Origin of the sequence: Pseudomonas sp. GR 6-02, assembly GCF_001655615.1 — a bacterium.
GTDB lineage: Bacteria > Pseudomonadota > Gammaproteobacteria > Pseudomonadales > Pseudomonadaceae > Aquipseudomonas.
This window is the reverse complement of record NZ_CP011567.1, coordinates 643,244-666,783: the sequence shown is the minus strand read 5'-3', so window position 1 is coordinate 666,783 and position 23,540 is coordinate 643,244. Positions and strand designations below refer to the sequence as shown.

Annotated in this window: 20 protein-coding genes; 17 read left to right on the top strand and 3 right to left on the bottom strand. The window is 60.6% G+C overall.

From position 1 onward, the window contains the following. Nucleotides 1–34 precede the first annotated feature (34 nt). From PGR6_RS02875 to ureC, 16 genes are all read left to right on the top strand, one after another. Nucleotides 35–1,414 (top strand): PepSY-associated TM helix domain-containing protein, encoded by a 1,380-nt coding sequence (locus tag PGR6_RS02875; protein WP_064616050.1) that lies wholly within the window; start codon nucleotides 35–37, stop codon nucleotides 1,412–1,414. Between the two features lie 245 nt (nucleotides 1,415–1,659). After that, nucleotides 1,660–2,448 carry an ABC transporter ATP-binding protein gene (locus PGR6_RS02870; protein ID WP_064616049.1) on the top strand — a complete coding sequence of 263 codons (789 nt, stop codon included), beginning with the start codon at nucleotides 1,660–1,662 and terminating at the stop codon, nucleotides 2,446–2,448. Then, on the top strand, nucleotides 2,445–3,392 hold the full coding sequence (locus PGR6_RS02865) for an ABC transporter substrate-binding protein (RefSeq protein ID WP_064616048.1): 948 nt from the start codon (nucleotides 2,445–2,447) through the stop codon (nucleotides 3,390–3,392). The genes PGR6_RS02870 and PGR6_RS02865 overlap by 4 nt, the downstream gene beginning before the upstream one ends. Beyond that, nucleotides 3,389–4,399: a FecCD family ABC transporter permease gene (locus PGR6_RS02860; protein ID WP_064616047.1), complete on the top strand. Its 1,011-nt coding sequence runs from the start codon at nucleotides 3,389–3,391 to the stop codon at nucleotides 4,397–4,399. Before PGR6_RS02865 ends, PGR6_RS02860 begins: the two co-directional genes overlap by 4 nt. Nucleotides 4,400–4,803: 404 nt before the next feature. After that, the gene (locus tag PGR6_RS02855; protein ID WP_064616046.1) at nucleotides 4,804–5,172 is read left to right on the top strand and encodes a DUF6124 family protein; all 369 of its coding nucleotides are present in this window, start codon (nucleotides 4,804–4,806) and stop codon (nucleotides 5,170–5,172) included. Nucleotides 5,173–5,409: 237 nt separating this feature from the next. Beyond that, entirely contained in the window at nucleotides 5,410–6,675 is a 1,266-nt protein-coding gene (gene urtA / locus PGR6_RS02850; protein ID WP_007937152.1) for an urea ABC transporter substrate-binding protein, read from the top strand. Nucleotides 6,676–6,865: 190 nt separating this feature from the next. Beyond that, nucleotides 6,866–8,368 (top strand): urea ABC transporter permease subunit UrtB, encoded by a 1,503-nt coding sequence (urtB, locus tag PGR6_RS02845; protein WP_064616045.1) that lies wholly within the window; start codon nucleotides 6,866–6,868, stop codon nucleotides 8,366–8,368. Then, nucleotides 8,368–9,447, top strand: coding sequence for an urea ABC transporter permease subunit UrtC (gene urtC, locus PGR6_RS02840; RefSeq protein ID WP_064616044.1), 1,080 nt, complete (start codon nucleotides 8,368–8,370; stop codon nucleotides 9,445–9,447). Before urtB ends, urtC begins: the two co-directional genes overlap by 1 nt. Beyond that, nucleotides 9,444–10,313 carry an urea ABC transporter ATP-binding protein UrtD gene (gene urtD / locus PGR6_RS02835; RefSeq protein WP_018928448.1) on the top strand — a complete coding sequence of 290 codons (870 nt, stop codon included), beginning with the start codon at nucleotides 9,444–9,446 and terminating at the stop codon, nucleotides 10,311–10,313. Before urtC ends, urtD begins: the two co-directional genes overlap by 4 nt. A gap of 120 nt (nucleotides 10,314–10,433) precedes the next feature. After that, nucleotides 10,434–11,132: an urea ABC transporter ATP-binding subunit UrtE gene (urtE, locus tag PGR6_RS02830; RefSeq protein WP_019582243.1), complete on the top strand. Its 699-nt coding sequence runs from the start codon at nucleotides 10,434–10,436 to the stop codon at nucleotides 11,130–11,132. Between the two features lie 31 nt (nucleotides 11,133–11,163). After that, nucleotides 11,164–12,003 (top strand): urease accessory protein UreD, encoded by an 840-nt coding sequence (locus PGR6_RS02825; protein ID WP_064616043.1) that lies wholly within the window; start codon nucleotides 11,164–11,166, stop codon nucleotides 12,001–12,003. A gap of 143 nt (nucleotides 12,004–12,146) precedes the next feature. Further along, a complete protein-coding gene (gene ureA, locus PGR6_RS02820; protein WP_007937143.1) occupies nucleotides 12,147–12,449 on the top strand; it encodes an urease subunit gamma in 303 nt (100 codons plus the stop codon). 9 nt (nucleotides 12,450–12,458) lie between these two features. Next, a complete protein-coding gene (locus PGR6_RS02815; RefSeq protein ID WP_018928451.1) occupies nucleotides 12,459–12,992 on the top strand; it encodes a GNAT family N-acetyltransferase in 534 nt (177 codons plus the stop codon). Nucleotides 12,993–12,998: 6 nt separating this feature from the next. After that, nucleotides 12,999–13,532: a GNAT family N-acetyltransferase gene (locus PGR6_RS02810; protein ID WP_018928452.1), complete on the top strand. Its 534-nt coding sequence runs from the start codon at nucleotides 12,999–13,001 to the stop codon at nucleotides 13,530–13,532. After that, entirely contained in the window at nucleotides 13,532–13,840 is a 309-nt protein-coding gene (locus PGR6_RS02805) for an urease subunit beta (protein ID WP_018928453.1), read from the top strand. The genes PGR6_RS02810 and PGR6_RS02805 overlap by 1 nt, the downstream gene beginning before the upstream one ends. A 184-nt stretch (nucleotides 13,841–14,024) precedes the next feature. Next, a complete protein-coding gene (gene ureC / locus PGR6_RS02800) occupies nucleotides 14,025–15,725 on the top strand; it encodes an urease subunit alpha (RefSeq protein ID WP_018928454.1) in 1,701 nt (566 codons plus the stop codon). Between the two features lie 67 nt (nucleotides 15,726–15,792). On the opposite strand, the gene PGR6_RS02795 is transcribed toward ureC, so the two are convergent. After that, nucleotides 15,793–20,712 (bottom strand): NEL-type E3 ubiquitin ligase domain-containing protein, encoded by a 4,920-nt coding sequence (locus PGR6_RS02795; RefSeq protein ID WP_064616042.1) that lies wholly within the window; start codon nucleotides 20,710–20,712, stop codon nucleotides 15,793–15,795. Between the two features lie 241 nt (nucleotides 20,713–20,953). Between PGR6_RS02795 and PGR6_RS02790 the strand changes: the two genes are divergently transcribed. Next, nucleotides 20,954–22,081, top strand: a complete 1,128-nt coding sequence (locus tag PGR6_RS02790) for a sensor histidine kinase (protein WP_064616041.1) — start codon at nucleotides 20,954–20,956, stop codon at nucleotides 22,079–22,081. Nucleotides 22,082–22,135: 54 nt separating this feature from the next. Here PGR6_RS02790 and PGR6_RS02785 read toward each other — a convergent pair whose 3' ends face one another. Further along, nucleotides 22,136–22,441, bottom strand: coding sequence for a chaperone modulator CbpM (locus tag PGR6_RS02785; RefSeq protein ID WP_018928457.1), 306 nt, complete (start codon nucleotides 22,439–22,441; stop codon nucleotides 22,136–22,138). Nucleotides 22,442–22,466: 25 nt separating this feature from the next. Continuing rightward, complete coding sequence (locus PGR6_RS02780; RefSeq protein ID WP_018928458.1) at nucleotides 22,467–23,414, bottom strand: DnaJ C-terminal domain-containing protein; 948 nt, start codon at nucleotides 23,412–23,414, stop codon at nucleotides 22,467–22,469. Between the last annotated feature and the right edge of the window lie 126 nt (nucleotides 23,415–23,540).

The window sequence follows — 23,540 nt, the reverse complement described above, 5'->3', positions numbered from 1 at the left end:
TGACAAAAGATCCAAGCCTAGCGGAGCACTCGAAGTGAAACAGCCCAAACCGAATTTCTACAACCTGGCCTGGCGTTGGCATTTCTACGCCGGCCTGTTCGTCGCGCCGTTCATGGTGATGCTGGCCCTGACCGGCATCGTCTACCTGTTCAAACCGCAACTCGATCCATTGATGTACGGCAGCCTGATGAACATCCCGGCCGGTCATCACACCGTGGCCGCCGACGACCTGCTCAAACGGGTGAAAGAGGCGTATCCACAGGCCCGGATCAAACAATACCTGCCGCCGGTCAACGCTGAACGCAGCGCGCAATTCGTGGTGATCAATGAAGGTCATGAACTGAACGTGTTCATCGATCCGTACCACGGCGACATCCTCGGCGAGCAGGATGCGAAGAACAATCTGCAGGCGCTCGCACGCTCGATTCACGGCGAGTTGATGATCGGCACCGTCGGTGATCGGCTGGTGGAGCTGGCCGCCGGATGGGGTGTGGTGTTGGTGGTCTCCGGGGTATTTTTGTGGTGGCCGCGTGGTCAGTACGCCGGCGTGCTGTGGCCGCGCCTCAGCCGTCGCGGACGTGTGCTGTGGCGTGACTTGCACGCAGTGACCGGGTTCTGGGGCTCGGCGCTTTTGCTGGTGATGCTGCTCAGCGGCATGACCTGGACCGGCTTCTGGGGCAAGCAATACGCCGACCTCTGGAACCGCTTTCCGGTCGCCATGTGGAATGACGTGCCCAAGTCCGACGTCGAGGCCCGCAGCCTCAACAGCGCCACACGCCAGACCGTGCCGTGGGCCATGGAAAACACGCCGATGCCAATGTCTGGCGACCATGCCGAACACATGGCTCACGCCAGCACGCAAGCCGGCCCGGCGGCGCCGACCATCAGCCTGCAAGACGTGCAAAACATTGCCGTGCAGCGCAAGGTCGAGCCTGGCTACAGCATTACCTTCCCGACCACCGCGACCGGTGTGTTCACCATCGCGGTGTTCGCCGACGACCCGCGCAACGACGCCACCCTGCACGTCGACCAGTACACCGGCGACGTCCTCGCCGACGTGCGCTGGCAGCATTACAGCAACGTCGCCCGCGCCACGGAGGTCGGCGTGATGCTGCACGAAGGCAAGATGTTCGGCCCGTTCAATCAGATCATCGTGCTGCTGATCTGCCTGATGATTTTGCTCAGCGCCGTCAGCGGCGTGGTGATCTGGTGGAAGCGTCGGCCACAGGGCAAGTTCGGTGTGCCACCGTTGCGTCACGACCTGCCGAAATGGAAAACCGCAATGGTCATCATGTTCGCCCTGGCGGTGATGTTTCCGTTGGTGGGGGCTTCGCTGGTTGTCGTGTGGCTATTGGATTGGGGGCTGCTGTCGCGCCTGGGCCGGCAAATTGAATCCACCTCACCTTCATCATGAAACAGGCGAGATACGCGTACGCGTAAAGCCAATACAATGCGGGCCAGCATTGAATCCTTGGCAAACTGCCAAGTTTTTGTGGCGAGGGAGCTTGCTCCCGCTGGGTTGCGCAGCGACCCCAAACCTGACGCCGCGGTTTCTGAGGGGATACCGCGTTGTAGGGTTTTACGACTGCTGCGCAGCCGAGCGGGAGCAAGCTCCCTCGCCACAGGTGTGTGCTGGCTTGAACGATCATCAGGAATGAAATGACCTCGCTGAACCTCACCAACCTCGCCTGGACACCCCTGGGCCACGGCCACTGCCATCACCAGTTTCAGCTGCGTGACGCCTCCTTGCACGTGGCTGCCGGTGAGTTCGTCGGGTTGATCGGCCCCAACGGCAGCGGTAAAACCAGCCTGCTGCGGTGCGCTTATCGCTTCAGCAAACCGGAACATGGCGAGATAAAACTCGACCATCACAACGTCTGGAAGCAGTCCTCACGCTGGTGTGCGCAACGCATCGCCGTGGTGTTGCAGGAATTTCCCGACGCCTTCGGCCTGACCGTCGATGAAGTGGTCGCCATGGGCCGCACGCCGCACAAAGGACTGTTCGACGGCGACACCGTGCACGACCGCAACCTCGCGGCCCACGCCCTGGAATCAGTCGGCCTCAAGGGCTTCGAAGACCACGCCTTCGCCACCCTGTCCGGCGGTGAAAAGCAGCGCGTGATCCTCGCCCGCGCCCTGGCCCAGCAACCGCAATTGCTGATCCTCGATGAACCGACCAATCATCTCGACCCGCGCTATCAACTGGAACTGCTGCAACTGGTCAAACGCCTGCAGATCGGCACATTGGCGAGCATCCACGACCTCAATCTGGCGGCAGCCTTCTGCGATCGGCTGTACGTGATCCATCACGGTCGCATCGTGGCCAGTGGCACCCCCAAAGAAGTCCTGACCACACACCTTTTGCACAACGTGTTCGGCGTCGACGCCCTGATCGATGACCATCCCTTGCACGGCTACCCACGAATCACCTGGATAACCCAACCATGACTTTGCGTTCCCTGCTTTGCGTCGCGTTGTTGCTGGGCAGTGCCCATGCCTTCGCCGAGGCCACGAAATACCCGCTGACCGTCCAGAGCTGCAACCGCGCAGTCACCTTCAAGCAAGCGCCGAAACACGCGGTCAGCCACGACATCAACATGACCCAGATGATGCTCGCCCTCGGTCTCAAACCCAGGATGGCCGGCTACAGCGGCGTGACCGGATGGAAATCGGTGACGCCCCAGATGCAGACCATCCTCGATGGCTTGCCGGAGCTGGCAGCCAAGTATCCGTCGGTGGAAACCCTGCTCAACGCCAACGTCGATTTCTTCTTCGCCGGTTGGGACTACGGCATGCGCGTCGGTGGTGACCTCACGCCGCAAACCCTGCAACCGCTGGGGATTAACGTCTACGAGCTCACCGAGTCCTGCGCGTTCGTGATGAAGCGCCCACCCGCGAGCCTGGAAGACACCTACAACGACCTGCGCAACCTCGGCAAAATCTTCGACGTGCAAGACCGCGCCAACGCCGTGATCGCCCGGATGCAGGCGCAAGTCGCCGAAGTGCGCCAGGATCTGCCAGCGGATAAGCCTCGGGTATTTCTCTACGACAGCGGTGAAGACCGGGCCATGACCTCCGGGCGCCTGGGCATGCCGCAGGCGCTGATTGACGCGGCCGGCGGGCGCAACATTCTCGATGACGTCGAGGCGAGCTGGACCCGGGTCAACTGGGAAAACGTGGTCGAGCGCAATCCGCAGGTGATCGTGATCGTCGATTACGGCGAAGTCACCGCTGAACAGAAGGAGCAGTTTTTGCTGAACAACCAGGCCCTGCAATCGGTGGACGCGATCAAGAACCAGCGCTTCATCGTCATTCCTTACGTACAGGCCACCCCGGGGATCGACAACGTGCTGGCGGTCGAAACCCTGGCCAAGGGTTTCCACGGCGAATGATCGACCGTCGCTATGCCTTGTTGCTGATCGGCCTCGGCGTGCTGTTGCTGATGTCGTGTGTGGTGTCGCTGGGTTTTGGCCCGGCGCGGGTGCCGGTGGACGTGGTGTGGCGGATTCTGCTGCACAAGGCGTTCGGTGTTGGCGAGCAGAACTGGACGGCCGGACAGGAACACATCGTCTGGCTGATCCGCGTGCCGCGCATGTTGCTCGGCGCGCTGGTGGGCGCCGGCCTGGCGCTGATCGGTGCGGTGCTGCAAGCGGTGACGCGCAATCCATTGGCCGATCCGCACTTGTTAGGCGTGACCTCCGGCGCGACCCTCGGCGCGGTGATCGTGGTGTTGCATGTCGGTGAAATCGTCGGCCTGCTGACCTTGCCCATCGCGGCGTTTACCGGCGCGCTGCTGAGCATGCTGGTCGTGCTGATGATCGCCAACCGTCATGGGCGGCTGGACAGTGATCGGCTGCTGCTGTGCGGTGTCGCGGTGTCATTCGTGATGATGGCAATCGCCAACCTGCTGCTGTTTCTGGGCGACCATCGCGCCAGTTCGGCGGTGATGTTCTGGATGCTCGGTGGCCTCGGGCTGGCGCGTTGGGAGTTGCTCGCCGTGCCCGCCGCGAGTGTGTTGCTCGGGTTGGTGTTGTTGCTGGGCATGGCCCGGCCGTTGAATGCGTTGATGGCCGGTGAACAGACCGCCGTGACCCTGGGTCTCAATGCCCGCACTGTGCGGCTGCGGGTGTTTTTGATTGCCTCGCTGATGACGGGAGTGCTGGTGTCGATCAGCGGCTCGATTGGTTTTGTCGGGCTGATGGTGCCGCACATTGCACGACGGTTGGTGGGGGCCGAGCATCGACGGTTACTGCCGGTGTGCGTGTTGTTGGGCAGCCTGTTCCTGGTCTGGGTCGACGTAGCCGCACGAACCTTGATCGCCCCGGAAGACCTGCCCATCGGCGTCGCCACCGCCGCGATTGGCGGGCTGTTCTTCATCGGCCTGATGCGCCGGCGCTGACTCACCGCTCCCACAGGGTGATCGTTCCCACGCTCCTGCGTGGGAATACCGCCGGGGACGCTCCGCGCTCCGCTTTGAATGTTTAACGGATGTATCAGAACGCAGACCTTTCCCACGCATCTTTCAGGTTGTCCGTCGGAAGCGGGCTCTCTAGTCTTTGGCTGTCGCTGACAACTCAGCGATCGGGTGTGAGAAGCCCGGCAACTTATGGTCATCCAGTGTCTGTACACGCATAATCGCCGCCAGCTTATTAGCTGCCTGCAAATGTGTTATGGCGGCTGTGTGCGGGCGGACTTCGGTCCGGCCGGGTGTCCATAACCGGTCTTCTCACCTCGCACATAGCTGCCACCTCTTCCCGTGTGAGAAGCGGCAAGTGGAGGCTCCAACGCTGGAGAAATTTTTCAATGGACAAATTAATTCCCGACCCACCCTTCAACACCACCACCCCCAACGCCGAAGTCTCGCGCAACGAAGAATTACTCAAGGATCGCGAAGCCATAAAACGCGCCCTCGACTACTATCTCGATCCCCCGGCGCCCTACACCGAAAAACCCCGCCGCCCCAGCACCATGTTCATCGTCGCACCGAATATGGATACCGAAAGCCTGCTGGCCCACGCCTACGAATCGTTAGCCACGGCGAGTGTCCTGGCCAGCGATTTCGCCAACGACCTGACCGCCCCGCAGCGCTACACGGCGCTGGCGATTCAACAGAGCATCATGCTGGCGGAGCTGGCGGTGAACCGGGCGCTGGATAACGTCGACCCAGCGTAGACCGCGTTATCGACCATCGCGGGCTTGCCCGCGATGGCTGCATCGCCCCAATGTGGCGCATCTTCTCGCACCAACGCGCCAGCCCCGTCCCTTCATGGTGCGTCACGCAAACCCCGCTACCACTCTAATACGACATTTCCTTGCCCGTCCCCGACCGGGCACAGCCCTTGCAAAACAGCCTTCAGTCGTCCGCATCTGCCAACCATAAAAAACTTTAACGTTCATGGAGATCGCACAATGAAGCGTCGCAGTTTGATCAAGGCTTTCACACTCACGGCAAGCATTGCCGCGATGGGCATGACCTGGACTGTCCAGGCCGCCGAGACCATCAAGGTCGGTATTCTGCATTCGTTGTCCGGGACCATGGCGATCTCTGAAACTTCGCTCAAAGACATGGCGTTGATGACCATCGACGAAATCAACGCCAAGGGCGGCGTGAACGGCAAGATGCTGGAGCCTGTGGTCGTGGACCCGGCATCGAACTGGCCGCTGTTCGCCGAAAAGGGCCGGCAGTTGCTGACCCAGGACAAGGTGGCGGTAGTGTTCGGTTGCTGGACCTCGGTGTCGCGTAAATCGGTGCTGCCGGTGTTCGAAGAGCTCAACGGCCTGCTGTTCTACCCGGTGCAATACGAAGGCGAAGAGATGTCGCCGAACGTGTTCTACACCGGCGCGGCGCCCAACCAGCAGGCGATTCCGGCAGTGGAATACCTGATGAGCGAAGAAGGCGGCAGCGCCAAGCGCTACTTCCTGCTCGGCACCGACTATGTCTACCCGCGCACCACCAACAAGATTCTGCGCTCGTTCCTGCACTCCAAAGGTGTGGCGGACAAGGATATCGAAGAGGTCTACACCCCGTTCGGCCACAGCGATTACCAGACCATCGTGGCCAGCATCAAAAAATTCTCCGCCGGTGGCAAGACGGCGGTCATCTCCACCGTCAACGGCGACTCCAACGTGCCGTTCTATAAAGAGCTGGCCAACCAGGGCCTGAAAGCCACCGACGTACCGGTCGTGGCGTTCTCCGTGGGTGAAGAAGAACTGCGCGGCATCGACACCAAACCGCTGGTGGGCAACCTCGCGGCGTGGAACTACTTTGAGTCGGTGGAAAACCCGGTGAACAAGAAGTTCGTCGATGACTGGAAAGCCTACGCCAAGAAACACAACCTGCCGGGCGCCGACAAAGCGGTGACCAACGATCCGATGGAAGCCACTTACGTTGGCATCCACATGTGGGCGCAAGCCGCCGAGAAGGCCAAATCCACCGACGTCGACAAAGTCCGCGAAGCCCTGGCCGGCCAGACCTTTGCCGCACCATCCGGCTACACCCTGACCATGGACAAGACCAACCACCACCTGCACAAGCCAGTGATGATCGGCGAGATTCAGGCCGACGGTCAGTTCAACGTGGTGTGGCAGACCGAAGGGCCGATCCGCGCCCAACCGTGGAGCCCGTTCATTCCGGGCAACGACAAGAAGCCGGAGTATGCGGTGAAGAGCAACTGAGCCACTGGGGCCTGAGCATGGAGCTCAGGCCCGACACAACTCCTGTGTGAGCGGGCTTTGTGGTGAGGGGGCTTGCCCCCGTTGGGCTACGAAGCGGCCCCAAAAAACGGGACTACTGCGTAGTCCAGCGGGAGCAAGCTCCCTCGCCACAAAGTTTGCTCCCACACTTAGTCCGCGCAAGGACACTGACATGCCCACTGCCTTTTACCGCTTGATCCTTGCCATCGCACTGTTACTGCCGATGGTCACCCACGCCGGCGACGCCGAAGACTTCGTCGCGGCCAATCCCGTGCAGCAAGCCAAGCTTCTGGAAACCTGGGCCGCGCAGCCCGATCCGGCCCGTATCGAACTGATCAACGCCCTGCAACAAGGCGAGCTGACCATCGATGGCCAACCGAAAACCCTGCGCCTGAACAATCGCCTGCGGGGCCTGATCGACACCGCTTTGGCCAGCCACCAATTGCTCGCCGCCGACGCCAAAACCCGTCTGGCCGCCGCGCAGCAATTGCAGAAAAGCGCCAAACCGGCGCAGCTGAAATTCCTCGACCAGCAGCTGACCAGCGAACAAGACGAAACCGTTCACGCCGCCCTGAGCCTGGCCTTGGCCAATCTGCAACTGGTCGACAGTGACCCCGCCGTGCGCCTCGCCGCCGTGCGTTTGCTCGGCGAAACCGGCGACCCGCTGGCCCGCACCCGCCTCGAAGGCTTGCTCGAACCCGGCGTCGAAGCCGACGCCAGTGTGCACACCGCCGCCGAAACCAGCCTGGCCCAGGTCAAACGCAAACTGCTGATCGGTGAGATGCTCGGTCAGGCCTTCAGTGGCATGTCCCTGGGTTCGATTCTGCTGCTCGCGGCATTGGGCTTGGCGATCACCTTCGGCCTGCTCGGGGTGATCAACATGGCCCACGGCGAGATGCTGATGCTCGGCGCGTACTCGACGTACGTGGTGCAGCTGATGTTCCAGCGCTTCGCCCCACAAGCCATCGAGTTCTATCCGCTGATTGCGCTGCCGGTGGCGTTTTTCGTTACCGCCGCCATCGGCATGGCGCTGGAGCGCACGGTGATTCGCCACCTCTACGGCCGCCCGCTGGAAACCCTGCTCGCCACGTGGGGCATCAGCCTGATGCTGATCCAGTTGGTGCGGTTGGTGTTCGGTGCGCAGAACGTCGAAGTGGCCAACCCGGCGTGGTTGTCGGGCGGGATCCAGGTACTGCCCAACCTGGTGCTGCCATACAACCGCATCGTGATCATCGCGTTTGCCTTGTTTGTGGTGGTGCTGACCTGGCTGCTGTTGAACAAGACGCGCCTTGGCTTGAACGTGCGCGCCGTCACCCAGAACCGCAACATGGCGGCGTGCTGCGGGGTGCCGACCGGGCGTGTCGACATGCTCGCCTTCGGCTTAGGCTCGGGCATCGCCGGCCTCGGTGGCGTGGCGCTCAGCCAGATCGGCAACGTCGGCCCGGACCTCGGCCAGAGCTACATCATCGATTCGTTCCTGGTGGTGGTGCTCGGCGGTGTCGGTCAATTGGCCGGCAGCGTGTTGGCTGCATTCGGCCTGGGCATCGCCAACAAGATTCTCGAACCGCAGATCGGTGCGGTGCTGGGCAAAATCCTGATCCTCGCGTTGATCATTCTGTTCATCCAGAAACGTCCGCAAGGCCTCTTCGCACTGAAAGGACGGGTGATCGACTGATGAATCAGCCCCTGATGCTCACGGCTACACAAAAGGCCGGCCCCAAAGTCACCATCGCTGTTGGCGCGGTGATTCTCGTTTTGCTGCTGGCGTTGCCGCTGCTGTCGCTGTTATCGCCCGTCAGCGTTTTTCACGTCTCGGCCTACACATTGACGCTGGTGGGCAAAATCCTTTGCTACGCCATCGTCGCCCTCGCCCTCGATCTGGTCTGGGGCTACGCCGGCCTCCTGTCCCTCGGTCACGGTCTGTTCTTCGCCCTCGGCGGTTATGCGATGGGCATGTACCTGATGCGCCAAGCCTCGGGTGACGGCTTGCCGGCGTTCATGACGTTCCTGTCCTGGACCGAATTGCCGTGGTACTGGACCGGCACCAGCAGCTTCCTCTGGGCCATGTGCCTGGTGGTGTTGGCGCCGGGATTGCTGGCGCTGGTGTTCGGTTTCTTCGCCTTCCGCTCGCGGATCAAGGGCGTGTATTTCTCGATCATGACCCAGGCCCTGACCTTCGCCGGGATGCTGCTGTTTTTCCGCAACGAAACCGGGTTTGGCGGCAACAATGGCTTCACCAATTTCCGCAGCATTCTCGGGTTTGGCATCACGGAACCTGGGACTCGCGCGGTGTTGTTTTTCGCCACGGTACTGTTGCTGGTGGCGAGCCTGTTCATCGGCTGGCGGCTGGCGCAAAGCAAGTTCGGCCGGGTGCTGACCGCGTTGCGCGATGCCGAGAACCGCCTGATGTTCTGCGGCTACGACCCGCGCGGCTTCAAGCTGTTTGTCTGGGTGTTGAGTGCGGTGTTGTGCGGTCTGGCGGGGGCGCTGTATGTGCCGCAAGTCGGAATCATCAACCCGAGCGAAATGTCGCCGACCAACTCGATCGAAGCGGCGGTCTGGGTTGCCTTGGGGGGGCGCGGCACGCTGATCGGCCCGCTGCTGGGTGCCGGCGTGGTCAACGGGATGAAGAGCTGGTTCACCGTGGCGTTTCCGGAATACTGGCTGTTCTTCCTCGGCGCGCTGTTCATCGTCGTGACGCTGTACCTGCCTAAGGGTGTGATCGGTCTGCTGAAGAAAAGGGGTGAATCATGAGAATCACAGCGACTGCGGAATTCATGCTCGAACCGGCCTTTTTCCCACCGCAGCCCAACAAGGATGCCGGTAGCAGCCGCGATGCCATCGGCCTCGGCCAACGCGTCGGCCCCGGCCTGAATACACGTCACGGCACCATCCTGACCCTGGAAGACATCAGCGTCAGCTTCGATGGTTTCAAGGCGCTCAACAATCTGAACCTGTACATCGGCGTCGGCGAATTGCGCTGCATCATCGGCCCCAACGGCGCGGGCAAGACCACGTTGATGGACGTGATCACCGGCAAGACTCGCCCCAGCCACGGCAAGGCCTGGTTCGGCGAAACCCTGGACCTGACGCAGATGAGCGAAGTGCAGATCGCCCAGGCTGGTATCGGTCGCAAGTTCCAGAAACCAACCGTGTTCGAAGCCCTGAGCGTGTTCGAAAACCTGGAGCTGGCGCAGAAAACCGACAAGTCGGTGTGGGCCAGTTTGCGGGCTCGCCTGAGTGGTGAACAAAAAGATCGCATCAGTGAAGTGCTGGAAACCATTCGCCTGACCAGTTCGGTCAATCGCCCGGCAGGGTTGTTGTCTCACGGGCAGAAGCAGTTTCTGGAAATCGGCATGCTGCTGATGCAAGACCCGCAACTGCTGTTGCTCGACGAGCCGGTGGCGGGCATGACCGACGCCGAAACCGAATTCACCGCCGAGCTGTTCAAGCGCCTGGCCGGCAAGCATTCGCTGATGGTGGTGGAACACGACATGGGCTTCGTCGGCTCGATCGCCGACCACGTCACCGTGTTGCACCAGGGCAGCGTGCTGGCCGAAGGGTCGCTGGAGCAGGTGCAGGACAATGAGCGGGTGATCGAGGTCTACCTCGGTCGATGATTTTGCCTTTGTCGGAGCGAGGCTTGCCCGCGAAGAACGATAACGCGGTGTTTCAGTTCAACCGTGGCGTCCCCTTCGCGGGCAAGCCTCGCTCCTACAGGGAATGAGAGGAATTTGAAGATGCTGCAAGTCGACAAGCTGCACCAGTACTACGGCGGTAGCCACATCCTGCGGGGCCTGACGTTTGAGGTGAAGGTCGGCGAAGTCACCTGCCTGCTCGGGCGCAACGGCGTGGGCAAGACCACCTTGCTCAAATGCCTGATGGGTTTGCTGCCGGCCAAGGAGGGCGCGGTGAACTGGGAAGGTAAACCGATCACCACGTTCAAGCCGCACCAACGGGTTCACGCCGGGATCGCCTACGTGCCTCAGGGCCGGGAAATCTTCGGCCGGCTGACCGTGGAAGAAAACCTGCTGATGGGCCTGTCGCGGTTTCCGGGTTCCGAAGCCAAAGAGGTCCCGGCGTTCATCTACGAGCTGTTCCCGGTGCTGCTGCAAATGAAGCAACGGCGTGGCGGTGACTTGTCCGGCGGTCAGCAACAGCAGCTGGCGATCGGCAGGGCACTGGCCAGTCGTCCACGGCTGCTGATTCTCGATGAGCCCACCGAAGGCATCCAGCCGTCGGTGATCAAGGAAATCGGCGCGGTGATCAAAAAGCTCGCAGCCCGTGGCGACATGGCGATTTTGCTGGTGGAGCAGTTCTACGATTTCGCCGCCGAGCTGGCCGATCAGTACCTGGTGATGTCCCGGGGCGAGATCGTGCAGCAGGGTCGTGGCGAAAATATGGAAGCCGAAGGTGTGCGCGGGCTGGTTACGATCTAACCTGCAGCCTTATGACGATAAATTAGACGATATGAATTTACCTCTCCCCACTGCGCTGTTTACCCCGAGCTGGCATGCCGAGCTGGAGCTGGGCTACGCCCGTTTCGGCGCCAGTACCCGCCCGGTACAGCGCCGTCATCAAGGCCCGCTGCGGGTGCAGAAGCACTTGTATGCCGAAGGCCCCGAGGTGTGTCAGCACATCATCGTCCACCCGCCGGGGGGGATTGCCGGCGGTGATCGGCTGGACATCTCGGCCAGCGTCGGCACCCACGCCTGGGCGCAAATCACCAGCCCCGGCGCCGCCAAGTGGTATCGCGCGGCCGGGCCGGCTTATCAGAAACTCGACTTGCGCGTTGCCGCCGGTGCTACGTTGGAGTGGCTGCCGCAAGAGACGATTATCTTCAGCGCCGCTCAGGCTGAACTCAGCACGAGCATTGATCTTGAGGGCGATGCCCGGTTGTTCTACTGGGACGTGGTAGCGCTGGGGCGTCCGGCCAGTGGCGAGCGCTTCGACCTCGGGCACTTCCAGGCCCACCTGGATATCCGCCGCGACGGCCAGTTGCTCTGGCACGAACGCCAGCGCATTACCGGGGATGACGGTTTGCTGGACTCGCCGATCGGGCTGGATGGGCAACCGGTGTTTGCGACGTTGCTGGTGACCGGAGAGATTGATAGTGAATTGCTGGAGAAGTGCCGCTCGCTGCCCAATGAGGTGCGCGGGGATCTGACGCAGCTGCCGGGGCTGTTGGTCGCCCGGTGCCTGGCCAGCGAGGCGTTGTTGGCACGGGGTTGGCTAATTGAACTGTGGCGATTGCTCCGGCCTGCGTTGCTCGGCCGCGAAGCCGTTCCGCCCAGAATATGGGCCACCTGAACACGATCCACTCTGTAGGAGCGAGGCTTGCCCGCGAAGAACGATAACGCGGTCTTCCCGTTAAACCGAGGCGTCCCCTTCGCGGGCAAGCCTCGCTCCTACAGGTTGAGTACACCTTTAACTGCCGATTATGGATTTCTACGATGGACCTGACCCCACGCGAAAAAGACAAGCTGCTGATCTTCACCGCCGGCCTCGTGGCCGAGCGGCGTTTGGCTCGCGGCGTGAAACTCAATTACCCGGAGGCCATGGCCTACATTTCCGCGGCGCTGCTCGAAGGCGCGCGTGACGGCCAGACCGTGGCCGAGCTGATGCACTACGGCACCACCCTGCTCAGCCGCGAGCAAGTGATGGAAGGCATCCCGGAAATGATCCCGGAGATCCAGGTCGAAGCGACGTTTCCCGACGGCACCAAACTGGTCACCGTTCACCAACCGATCGCCTGAGGCTGCGCCATGACTTACCACATCCGCGATGCGCTGCACGCCGATCTGCCGGCGATCCGCGACATCTACAACGACGCGGTGCTCAATACCACGGCGATCTGGAACGAACAGGCCGTGGACCTGGGCAACCGCCAGGCCTGGTTCAGCGCGCGGCAAGCCCAGGGCTATCCGATTCTGGTAATCGTCGACGGCGACGACAACGTACTCGGCTACGCTTCATTCGGTGACTGGCGCCCCTTCGACGGGTTCCGCCACACGGTCGAGCACTCGGTGTACGTGCGCAACGACCAGCGTGGCAATGGCCTCGGCCCGCAACTGATGGCAGCGCTGATCGAGCGCGCCAAAGGTTGCAACAAACACGTGATGGTCGCCGCCATCGAAAGCGGTAATAGCGCCTCGATCCGGCTGCACGATCGGGCCGGTTTTGTCGTCACCGGCCAAATGCCGCAGGTGGGTACCAAGTTCGGCCGCTGGCTGGACCTGACCTTCATGCAACTGATCCTCGATCCGGGCGCAATGCCACCCGATCCCCACAAGGAGTGATGCCCCATGAACGCCGCCCAACTGCGACGCGTCAATGTTGAAAGCTTTGCGCACTATCGTCAGGGATTGATTGATCTGCTGCTCGACGCCGTCGGCTATGGCGCCAGCGTCGGGTTCATGGCGGATCTGGACGCCACCCAGGCCCGAGCCCATTTCGATGAAGTCCAAGACAACCTGAACAAAGGCAACGTGCTGCTGTGGGTGGTGGTCAAGGACGAACAGGTGCAGGCCAGTGTGCAACTGAACCTGTGCCAGAAAGCCAATGGGCTGAATCGCGCCGAAGTGCAGAAACTGCTGGTGCGTGAACACGCCCGTCGTCGCGGCCTGGGCCAGCAGTTGATGCATGCCCTGGAGCTCGCCGCCCGCCAGCACAAGCGCGGCATGCTCTACCTCGACACCGAGGCCGGCTCCCCCGCCGAAGACTTCTACAAGGCCCTGGGTTACACCCGTGCCGGCGAAATTCCGGACTACGCCTGCGACCCGAACGGGCGCTACAAACCGACCGCCCTCTACTACAAGATTCTCCAAGGAGCCCAGTGATGATTCCCGGTGAGTACCAGATCCAGCCCGGCGACATCGAGCTTAACGTGGGCCGACGCACTGTCAGCCTGAAGGTGGCCAACAGCGGCGACCGGCCGATCCAGGTCGGCTCGCATTATCACTTCTTCGAAACCAACGACGCGCTGACCTTCGACCGCGTCGCCAGCCGTGGCATGCGCCTGAACATCCCCGCCGGCACCGCGGTGCGCTTCGAACCGGGGCAGAGCCGCGAGGTCGAGCTGGTGGACCTGGCCGGGCATCGCCGGGTGTTCGGGTTTGCCGGCAGGATCATGGGCGACCTCGACTGACACGCAAACCCTGTGGCGAGGGAGCTTGCTCCCGCTCGAGTGCGAAGCGCTCGCAACACAGCTGGTGCGATCTATCTGAATAAGCGGAGCGGCAGATTTTACGACTGCTGCGCAGCCGAACGGGAGCAAGCTCCCTCGCCACAATGGACCGCGGACTACCGCACTTCACTTTCAAGGCAAGCGCATGAAAATCTCAAGACAAGCCTACGCCGACATGTTCGGCCCCACCGTCGGTGACAAGGTCCGTCTGGCCGACACTGAGCTGTGGATCGAAGTGGAACAGGACTTCACCACCTACGGCGAAGAAGTGAAATTCGGCGGCGGCAAAGTCATTCGCGACGGCCAGGGCCAAAGCCAACGGCTGGCCGCCGAGGTGGTCGATACCCTGATCACCAACGCGCTGATCATCGACCACTGGGGCATCGTCAAGGCCGACGTCGGCCTCAAGGACGGGCGCATCGCCGCCATCGGCAAGGCCGGCAACCCGGACATCCAGCCCAACGTCACCATCGCGGTCGGCGCCAGCACTGAAGTGATCGCCGGTGAAGGCATGATCCTCACCGCCGGCGGCATCGACACCCACATCCACTTCATCTGTCCGCAGCAGATCGAAGAAGCGCTGATGAGCGGCGTCACCACCATGATCGGCGGCGGCACGGGACCGGCCACCGGCACCAACGCCACCACCTGCACCTCCGGGCCGTGGCACCTGGCGCGCATGCTCCAGGCCGCCGATGCGTTCCCGATGAACATCGGCCTCACCGGCAAGGGCAACGCCAGCCTGCCGGAGCCGTTGATCGAGCAGGTCAAGGCAGGCGCTATCGGTCTGAAGCTGCACGAAGACTGGGGAACCACGCCCGCGAGCATCGACAACTGCCTGACAGTGGCCGACCAATACGACGTCCAGGTCGCCATCCACACCGACACCCTCAACGAGTCCGGCTTCGTCGAAACCACCCTCGCCGCCTTCAAGGGCCGCACCATCCACACCTATCACACCGAAGGTGCCGGTGGCGGTCATGCGCCGGACATCATCAAGGCCTGCGGTTTCGCCAACGTGCTGCCGAGCTCGACCAACCCGACCCGGCCGTTCACCCGCAACACCATCGACGAGCACCTCGACATGCTGATGGTCTGCCACCACCTGGACCCGAGCATTGCCGAAGACGTGGCCTTCGCCGAAAGCCGCATCCGCCGCGAAACCATTGCTGCCGAAGACATCCTGCATGACCTCGGTGCCTTCTCGATGATCAGCTCCGACAGCCAGGCCATGGGCCGCGTCGGCGAAGTCATCACGCGCACCTGGCAGACCGCCGACAAAATGAAGAAGCAGCGCGGTCCGCTGCCACAAGATGGCGAAGGCAATGACAACTTCCGCGCCAAACGCTACATCGCCAAGTACACCATCAACCCGGCGATCACCCACGGGATCAGCCATGAAGTGGGCTCGGTCGAAGTGGGCAAGTGGGCGGATCTGGTGCTCTGGCGTCCAGCGTTTTTCGGGGTAAAGCCAACGCTGATCCTCAAGGGCGGTGCCATTGCGGCCAGCCTGATGGGTGACGCCAACGCATCTATTCCAACGCCGCAACCGGTGCACTACCGCCCGATGTTCGCCAGTTACGGCGGCTCGTTGCATGCCACCAGCCTGACCTTTATCAGCCAGGCCGCGCAGGAGGCGGGCTTGCCTGAAGCCTTGGGGCTGAAGAAGAAAATCGCGGTGGTCAAAGGCTGTCGCGAGGTGCAGAAAACCGATTTGATTCACAACGATTACCTGCCGAACATCGACGTTGACCCGCAGACTTATCAGGTTAAGGCCGACGGTGTCTTGCTCTGGTGCGAGCCAGCGGATGTGTTGCCGATGGCTCAGCGTTACTTCCTGTTTTGAGATTCGGTCAGGCATAAACCCGGCACGAGGGGTGTCATTCTTCGTACCGGGTTAGCTGTTTCTCAGGTCAATCCGTTGCTGGTGCGTTCATAAAGGCGATGTCCACCCTTTGCAGTTTCGCCCGATCCATCGCCTGTTGGGTCAGGGTTTTAAGCAGCGTTTTCATCTCGATATCGATCAGGTTCAACTCGGCGGCATAGGCTTGGTCAGTCATGACCTGGCCCGGAGCAATTTCGCTTTCCAGCTTACCCAGTTCAGCGGCGAGTACCCGGAGCTCCTGCTTCAGATCGGCCTTTGCCTGCAACGAAAGGTTCGGTTCGGAGGCCCTCTTTTCAAGCGCCATGTAAAACTCAGTCGTTGCATCGATTCGGCGCCTGAAAACCTTGAAGGCGCTTCGATTTGTGCCCCGTAGGTATGTTTCCCAGAACGGTTGTTCGATGATCGAATCACGCAGTAAATCGCCGGTTTCCAGCTCCATGACCCGCTGATACGCACTCTCGATCATCTCGGGAGTCACACCGGTGTGCGTGCGAAATTGCAAATCACGGGACTGCCAGGGCAGGTCCAGTCGCTCCGCCAGATCCGTCATGTAAGCCAGGTGGACCTCGACTTCATCGATACTTCCCGACACTGCGCCCTCAGCATCGACAGTCCTGAATTGCTCACCATTTTCCAGGCGCTCGGCAACCACTTTGTGGGCGATCCGGCTCAACTCGTCCAGCCGCGACTTGCCTCTGGCCAGCTGCACCAGTTCGGCCTCCACCAGGCCCGGGTTGGCCAATGCGTAAGCCTCATGGATCAGCACTTCTACGCCCATCGCATTGAACAACTGCGCCCCGGCGTCAACACAGTTAGTGACCTCCTCCCTGCCCATGACGAAAAGATTGCGCCGCAGCTCGCTGTCCTTGGACATGGCCTCCAGCATTCGCCAGAGCTTTTGCGTCATGTCCACCCTGAAGGCTTTGTCAGTTCTGAAGGCGGTTGATTGGGTGAGCTTCCTGATCTGATTGAAAAAAGGCACCGAACCGAACTCATCCTCCACGCTGTTCCATATCTCCTGTTTAGCGACCCAATCAGGTCGCGTCATGCCTTCCTCCCAATCAAGACTGTCGCGCACGCCGCGAGGCGGATACGGACGATCGGGGTCCAGGCCGACGGACCGGATATAACCTCTGAGCGTTTCCAGGTTCTCGGCCGACAACCACGGCGGATCGCGATTCAATACCGTGCGCGCCAACAGCTCCGCGGAGGCTGAGCCGGGCGTAACCTGCGGGATAACGGTCAGTTCGTTGCGCTGCAGGCTCAGGTAAAAATGCCGGAACCTGGGTTGAGCGAACAGCCCCTCCGGCCAGGTATCAATCCCGGTGTCACCCAGCATCAGGGTATGCAGCATGCGCATCCCACCGATATCGGGCACTCTCCCCAACGGGTTTCCTTGCAGATCCAGACTTTTCAGCCGGGAGAGCCATCTCAAATAGGTAGCTCCCTGGGCATCCAGCACTATCCGGTTATCGCCGAGGTTCAGTTCGGTCAGCCCACGCATTCGCCCCACCGCACGAGGAAATTGCGTGAGCTGGTTACCGGTGAGATTCAGCGAACGGAGTTTCGGGAAATGAACCAGAAACGTGACGTGGGCATCGTTCATTCCAGTGCCCAGCAAGTTCAGGCTGGTGACGTGCTGAAAATCGGCTTCCAACAGAGGCATGCTTCCCAAGTGTCGCCCCAGGGGAACGTTTCTGAAATCAAGCGCTGTCCCGTACATATTTCCCAAAGGGTCCACATCCCTGGGCCCGGTGTGCTGCCAGCACTGGCGAATGGTTGTGTAGATCGAGTTTCGGGTCTGCCATTCGGCAATGCCGGCAGGGCTGTACCTGAACGCTTCGGTGGGTAAATTGAGCCAGTGCCGGAAATTGGCATTGAGACGATCGAACTCCGCCTCCAATGCGCTTGCCCGCTGTTCCGGAGTAACGTCGTCGCCCCCGCCGTCCAGGTAAGCCTGGGCCTCGGTTTCCGTCCACCCGGGGCGCACACTCCTGACCCGCTCCTGCAGCGTCACTCGGCCGGTCAGTTGTCGAATGCCCTGGGGGGCAAACATGCCACCGCGCAACTTCATCGTTTCGGGATCGTAGGCGGGCTTGCGCAGAGGGTTGTCCGCCAGCATCGGACGCAGCTTGTCACGCGCCAACGGGGCATTTTGAACACTGCGTTTGAGGTTCGCGCCTTGATAGATCTCGTACCCCAGCGCTTTGCGTTCGGCGTCGGGCAGAGCGTGCAAGACGGATGAAAAAAGATCGTCGGCACCCCGCAGATGGTTATCCTCGGCATCCCGCGCTTCATAGCCCTCGTCCGTGCTGACCAGCACTTTGCGCGTACGTGCGTTCTCCGGGCCAATGCTGTCGCGCAGGTGCCCGGTGAACGAATGTTCGCGAACTTCAATGCGCACGTCGCCCGGCCAGTTCGGCAAGGTTTCCAGGGTGTGCAGCGCCAGCCGTTCCGTATCCGGAGCGTGCATCGAGTCAAGGAACAGCCCTTCATAGGCGCGCGCCAAACGTACTTCCAGCAAGGCCGCCCGCACCTGTTGCCGCAGATGCAAGGCAATGCGCTTTTGTTCGGCCAGTGCTCGCAAATCCGCCGGAGCAGCGGCGGCCAGCAGTTCCTCGGCCACGCCGTCGGGCAATTGTGCAAAAGCATCCTGAAGCACCCGCACATTGGCATTGTCTGATGGCGACAGACCGCTCTGTGGCAGCTTCCCCGTGTCCGACCACGTCTTGAACCGTTCGATCGTGTCGACCAGCAACGCCGGCGGTGCTTCGTTTTCGACATGCAGCCGACGCAGCACATCTGCTTCGACGCCACTGGCGATCCGGATCTGCTCAAGCGTTGCATCGTCGAACGTTTCTACCCTCGCCCCCAACCGCCGCATGAGCTCGGTCGAGGTCCATTCGACAGGGCGGTCGAGCTCGGTATGCCAGGTGCCTGCGCCATTGTGTTCAAGCTTCGGTTGGTAGGCCATCGCTCGATCCGGATGGAGAATCCGCGGTTGCCCCGTGAGTGGATCGTCTTGCACCGCAAAGTATTTACCGCCGATCGACAGGAATTCCTGATCGTTGTGCAGATACAGGCCTCGCTCGTTTGGCTTCGTACCCGGACTCAGACTGACTTGATGTTCATACGGACTCAGGTCCGGATTCCAGAGACGGGTCTTGCCGTCAGCGAGCACCACCGGCTTCAGCTGTTCGACAAAAGATGAAGGCCGGACCGCTGACGCTGCGCCCGTGGGTAAAACATGCCCTGCCGCCATGATTGCCAACTGGGCAGCATTGATCAGGACACCGCACAGAAGCGCCGACGCTTCTTCCTTGTCTCCCTTGCTCCAGTCCTCAATGCCCTCCATGGTTTCGAGCAGCATTTGCCCGACCATCACGCCCAACATGGCCTCCCCCAGGCCAGGCACCAGCATTGCGCCGAAGTTGAACACATTCCATCCGATGTTCGCGTAACTCCTCAGCCGCGCCCAGCGGGCATTGGCATCTTCATCGCCAGTGGGCACGGCGATATGTCGCGCATCGGCGATGGCCTTGTCGCGCCGCCATCGACTGAACTGAGGCCAGAGCGCGCCTTCGATCACATGGGTGATCGGTTCTGCGTCGGGGTTTTCCACTGCGGTTTCCCGCCACCATGGCCCCATGTCCAACGGTTCCCGCTGCTGCCAGGTGAAGGTGCTGAAGCGCTCCCTGACGCGAGCGAAAAACCTGCCCTGGTCTTTTTGCGGTACGAACCGACTGAAGAACTGCTGATAGTCCGACGAGCGCAACTGGCTCGTCAGCGCCTTCATGAAGTCGGTGAAGGACGAATATTCCTTCAAGGGATGTTCAGGGTCGTCAGGGACGTAGGCGATCAAGGTGCCATCGAGCCGGCTCTGCGTAAAAATATCGTTCCTGCCCAGCATCTCGTCGACCACACCGCTTGGCCCGTTGGCAAAAAAGGCCTTGAGCAGTTTGAATTGATCAAACTCCTGCCCGGGTAAAATGGCCAGTTTGCGCGACCACTCCATCATTGTTCGTTGGTCTGCCGGAACCAGGCTGTTGTAGATTCGCTTTACTCGTGTCGGATCAGCCACTGCACTGAACAACACGATACCCGACAGCTTCACGCCCAAAAGAGTCAGCCGATGAGACTGTAACGGGCGATTGCCCATCGTGACGTTTGTCTGGTTGTCTCGCAGTTGCTGCAACTTGCCATATGCATAAGAAGTGATATCACTCTTCAAATAGGCAATCAGCGCTGACTCATTGAACGCGGCCTTTTCGGTCCCGATGAAGTGCTGCTCAAGCGAGGCCTTGGCATCAACCGCCGAAGGGGCCAGCAACCCTTTGATGTGCCGCTGATATTGCGCACCGAGATCCAGATCCCTGCAAAGGCTCGCAAAACTTTCGATGGTCAATGAATGGCGCGTCAGGGCTCCTTCGGCGTCGGTAATGAAAATGCCGGAGCCATCACGAAAGGCGCCAGCACGGGTTTCAGAGTCCTCGAAGTTATGGAGGGCGGCCTCCAGCAGAGTTGACTGCCTGAGCCGACTGGCATTGGTGTCGACGCCAAAACCCAGGAGGGCCGGAATATAAAGCCGTACCGATGTCGCATGAACATCCAGATCCAGGTTCAGCTTTTCTTTCAGGGCCTGAACAAGCAAGGGTTCGGCGAACTTATTGATGTCCTTTTGTAAATCGCCCAGTGTGTCATCCAGGCTGTCTTGCAACCGCCAGCGCTCACTGATGAGTTCGTTGAGATATTGACGGTTGATAGCGCTCGCCTTGATGTACCACTCGGGAACGTCCGGTTTCATATCAGTCGTTGATACAAAACTTGATACAGATGGTTTCTTTATGAATGCGGGAACTTTGGTTGCAAGATAATTCAAATAAACATTGGCGCCAGCTGTCATCTCTTGAGAGATATTGGAAACGCCCCCTTCTGACAATTCATTCATTGCGCATGTATCCCTATGCGTTTGAGAAGAACGCCAAGCTTATTCAATACCTGCAAAAACAAAAGATTAAATAACTGTTGGAAAATAGCGATAAAACAAACAACACCTTCCAACTTAAGAATCTAAAAAACAAATAAGTACCACCTGCAAGACCTGCAAGCATGATCCGGCGTGTCAGCGGTAGTTTTTACCGATCTACAAAGAGGCTAAGATGCCCAGACTCTCCAGGCAGGTAACGGCCATGCGCTTATCCGAATTCATCAGGCAACACGTGGACCGTATCGTCGATGAATGGGAACAGTTCGCCAGAACGATCACCCCGGCGGCCGAGTACATGGATCGAGCAGCCTTGCGCGATCACGCCAAGGCGATTCTGCTGGCGGCAGCGCGGGACATGACCACCGCGCAAAGCGCCAGCGAACAGCTCGCCAAGGCCAAGGGCGAAGGCCCGGAGAAAACCCCAAGCCTGGATGAAGCGGGTGCCAGCCATGGCGAATTGCGGCATACCGTGGGCTTCGACCTGGTTCAGATGACCAGCGAGTTCCGCCATTTGCGGGCCTGTGTGATTCGGTTGTGGGTCGACAGCCTGGAGTCACCGGACCTGACCTATTTCCAGGACATGATCCGTTTCAACGAAGCCATCGATGAAGCCCTCGCCGAATCCACCGCCGCCTATGCCGAACAGGTCAACCATTCGCGGGATCTGTTTCTGGCGATACTCGGGCATGACCTGCGAGCGCCATTGCAGGCAGTGAGCATGTCCGCCGAGTTACTGCTGCGTAAAGCAACGCTTGAAGGCGATGCTTTGGCCTGTGCCAACAATATTAAGGATGGCGCGCGGAACATGGCGGTGCTGGTCAGCGATTTGCTGGAACTGGTGCGCAGTCGTCTGGGCAAGCGCCTGCCGATCGAACCGGCGCCCATGGACCTGGCCGAGACGGCGCGCGAAGCGATTGCCCAGGCTTGCGCTGCTCATCCGCAATGCGATCCGGCACTGAGCGTCGAAGGCGATACCCGGGGTGTATGGGATGGCCGAAGGCTCGCTCAAATGCTGCAGAACCTGATCGGCAATGCCTTGCAGCACGGTTCGAACCACAGCGTGATCAAGCTGAGCCTCAGGGGTGAAACGGACAGCGTTCGGCTCACCGTGCACAACGACGGCACGCCGATTCCGCCCGAGGTCATCGGCACAATCTTCGATCCACTGGTACGCAGTGCCGACGAAGAACTCGGCGGGCCGAGCACCAGCCTTGGCCTGGGGCTGTTCATCGTCAAGGAAGTGGTTGATGCCCATCAAGGGACGATCGAGGTCAGTTCCAGCGCCGAACAGGGCACACTGTTTAGCGTGGTGTTGCCCAGGAAGGTGTGACGGCGTAAGACCGCGTTGTGGCGAGCCCCCTCGCCACAGGTTTAGTGTTTACAGCTATTCGATCACCAAGCGCCCCAACCGCTGCTTGAGCATGCGGTTCTCGGCCCGCAGTTGCTGGACCTCGTCAAGCAGGTCCAGCGCCAGGGCGACACCTTCCCATTCCAGCTCCAGGTCGCGCCGCAGCTTGGCGGCGCGCTTGGCCAAAACCAGTTCGTAGTCGGTGAAACGCCAATCCTTGGGCTCTGTACCCTGTGGTTCGAGGATGCCGTGTTCGACGATCTCGATCACATGCACGTCCGACAACTCGGTCGCCTCACAGAATTCTGCCAGGTCCAATAGAACGATCACGGGGTCGCTCATGATTGGGCTCCTCCTTATCTCGGAATCAAAAATTCTCTCGCGGATCGAAAGCGGCTTTTTTCGCCAACTCCTCCCATAACGCCTTGACGTCATGGTCGAGTTTTTTCGGCATCACCGCCTTGAGCTGCACGAACAGGTAACCACGGTGCCCGGCCTTGTGCATCAGGCCGTGGCCCTTGGCGCGCATGCGCTGGCCATTCTGGCTGCCGGCCGGAACCTTGAGGTTGATCTTGCCGGTCAGGGTCGGCACCGCGACTTCGGTCCCCAGTGCCAGTTCCCACGGTGCCAGTGGCAAGGTGATGATCAGGTTCTCGCCTTCGACATCGAATTTGGGGTGCGGCGCAAAACGAATGGTCAGGTACAGGTCGCCATTGGCCCCGCCACCGATGCCCGGAGCACCCTGGCCCTTGAGGCGGATGCGCTCGCCGTCGGTCACGCCGGCGGGGATCTTCACGTTCAGACTTTTGCTGGTGTTGCTGACATGCTGGCCGGCAGCGTTGTACTGCGGCACCTGGAAGCTGACCTTCTTCGATTCGGTCGAGAGGGTTTCTTCCAGAAAAACCGGTAATTCCATTTCCACGTCTTGCCCTCGACGACCGGCGCTATGGCCCGACCGTCCACCACCACCGAAACCCGAACCACGGTTGCCGAAGATCGAACTGAAGAAGTCCGAGAAATCGCCCGTGTCCTGACCACCGCCTCCGAAACCACCACGACTCTGCCAACCCGGCGGGCCCTGGAACGGCTGGCCGTGGTGACCGTATTTGCGCAAGTCGTCGTATTCGGCGCGCTTGTCGGCGCTTTTCAGCGCTTCATAGGCTTCCGACGCATCCTTGAACTTGGCCTCGGCGTCCTTTTCCTTGCTGACATCGGGGTGGTATTTGCGCGCCAGCTTCCGATAGGCGGCCTTGATCGCCTTATCGTCCGCAGTCGGCTCCACGCCGAGAATCTTGTAATAGTCTTTGAAGTCCATCGAGGGAATCACCATCCATTATCGAAATCGCGCCACTCGGTACAGCATGCTCTGGTTTACAGCGTCTTGATTGATCAATCTCAATTTTGTGACCGGGCAGCGCATCAGTAGTTTATCGGCAGCCAG